Source organism: Mesorhizobium sp. M5C.F.Ca.IN.020.29.1.1 (assembly GCF_003997375.1).
Taxonomy (GTDB): Bacteria; Pseudomonadota; Alphaproteobacteria; order Rhizobiales; family Rhizobiaceae; genus Mesorhizobium; species Mesorhizobium wenxiniae.
The window spans coordinates 1-1,962 of sequence record NZ_RZSW01000824.1; the positions used below are offsets into that span (position 1 = coordinate 1).

The 1,962-nt window shown below is 67.3% G+C and carries 3 protein-coding genes; all 3 read left to right on the plus strand.

Going from position 1 to position 1,962, the window contains the following annotated elements; genetic code table 11:
* Positions 1-16 precede the first annotated feature (16 nt).
* Positions 17-847 (plus strand): ABC transporter permease, encoded by an 831-nt coding sequence (locus EOA85_RS33945; RefSeq protein ID WP_127212606.1) that lies wholly within the window; start codon positions 17-19, stop codon positions 845-847.
* Positions 844-1,725: an ABC transporter ATP-binding protein gene (locus EOA85_RS33950; protein ID WP_164760083.1), complete on the plus strand. Its 882-nt coding sequence runs from the start codon at positions 844-846 to the stop codon at positions 1,723-1,725. Before EOA85_RS33945 ends, EOA85_RS33950 begins: the two co-directional genes overlap by 4 nt.
* Positions 1,722-1,962 (plus strand): ATP-binding cassette domain-containing protein (locus EOA85_RS33955; RefSeq protein WP_127212607.1); only part of this gene is annotated, 241 nt, incomplete at its 3' end. The genes EOA85_RS33950 and EOA85_RS33955, both read left to right, overlap by 4 nt.

Below are 1,962 nucleotides of genomic sequence, written 5' to 3' on the forward strand. Positions count from 1 at the left end.
CCAACGAGGCGAGCGCGTGAACCCGCTTCGCCGCTTTCTTCGGGCGCCGGAAGCGATCGCCGGCGCGATCATCCTGGTGGCGCTGTTTGCCATCGCGCTGTCGGCGTCGCTGTTCTTCCCCGGCGATCCGCAGGCCATTGCCGGGCCGGCATTGCTGCCGCCCTTTCAGGAGTGGTCGCTGCCGCTCGGCACCGACCGGCTCGGCCGTGACGTGCTGGCCGAACTTTTCCACGGCGCCCGCACCTCGCTGGCAGTCGGGCTGGCGGCGGCAGCCGCAGCCATTGCCGTCGGCGCGATAGTCGGCACGCTGGCCGGCTTTACCGGCGGCCTCGTCGACGAAGTCCTTATGCGCATCACTGACGCCTTCCAGACCGTGCCGAGCTTCCTGCTGGCGCTGGCTTTCGTCAGCGTCGTCGGGCCATCGCTCGGCGTCGTCGTCGCGGCGATAGCGCTCGGCGCATGGACCGGTCCGGCGCGCGTAGCGCGAGCCGAAGTGCTGTCGATCCGCGAGCTCGATTTTGTCGCCGGCGCCCGCGTCATCGGCATGCATCCGCTGGAGATCGCCTTTCGCGAAGTGCTGCCCAACGCATTGCCGCCGGTGCTGGCATTGTCGTCGGTGATCGTCGCCGCGGCGATCCTTACTGAAGCGGCATTGTCCTTCCTCGGTCTCGGCGACCCGAACCGCATGACCTGGGGCGGCATGATCGCCGAAGGTCGCGCCGTGCTGCGCGCCGCGCCCTTCCTGTCGATCATTCCGGGCGTAGCGCTCGTGCTGACCGTGCTCGGCGTCTATCTCGCCGGCGAAGGCGTCGTCGAAACGACAGCGGTGAGGAGGAGCCTGTCGTGACGGCACTGCTTTCGATCCGCGATTTGACGGTGAGCTATCGCCGCGATGGCGCCGAGGTGGCGGCGCTGAAACATGTCAACCTCGATGTCGCAGCCGGCGAGCGCCTCGCCATCATCGGCGAGAGCGGCTCGGGCAAGAGCACGCTGGCGCTGGCCATCGCCGGGCTGCTGCCGGCTTCCTCCAGGATTGACGGCTGCCTTGACTGGTTTTTGCCATCGTCGCCATCCGTTGGTGCCAAGGCACCCCCCTCTGAGGGGAGTGTGAAGGAACGCCAGCCATCCGAATTCATTACCCGGTCCACCCGCACACCCCTCGGCGGCCGCGACATTGGCTTCGTCTTCCAGGACCCCTCGGCCAGCCTCGATCCGGTGATGTCGGTCGGCGAGCAGATCGCGGAAGTTGCGCACACGCATCTCCGCCTTACTTGGCCGCAATCCTATGCTTGGGCAAAAACCCTGCTCGAACGCGTCCGCCTGTCCGATCCCGATGCCGCCTTGCGCGCCTATCCGCACCAGCTTTCCGGCGGCCAGAAGCAGCGCGTAGCGATCGCCGCCGCGATCGCGGCAGGTCCGAAACTGCTGATCGCCGATGAGGCGACCAGCGCGTTGGACACCATCGTGCAGGCCGAGATCGTCGCGCTGATCCGACAATTGGTGGCCGAGGACGGGATGACGCTGCTGTTCGTCAGCCACGACATCGCGCTGGCCACCGAGCTGGCCGAGCGCATCGCCGTGTTCCGGCACGGCGAGCTGGTCGAGCTCGGTGCGACGGCGCAGATCATTGCTAGCCCGCGCCACGCCTACACAAGAGCGCTGCTCGACGCTCATCTCGGCCTCGACGCCGAACCAATGCTGCGGCCGGCAGGAGCATCGAGGTGAGCCGTCCATTGCTGGCTGTTTCCGGCCTGACCAAACGATATCGTCGCGGCGGCAAGACAATCGCCGCCGTCGATGATGTTTCCTTCGACATCGAGCCCGGCGAGACGCTGGCACTGGCCGGGCCTTCCGGCAGCGGCAAGTCGACCATCGCGCGGCTGCTGCTGCGGCTGATCGAATCGGACGCCGGCCGCATCGAATTCGAAGGCGGCGATTTCCTGTCCCTGAGCGGCGCTGCCT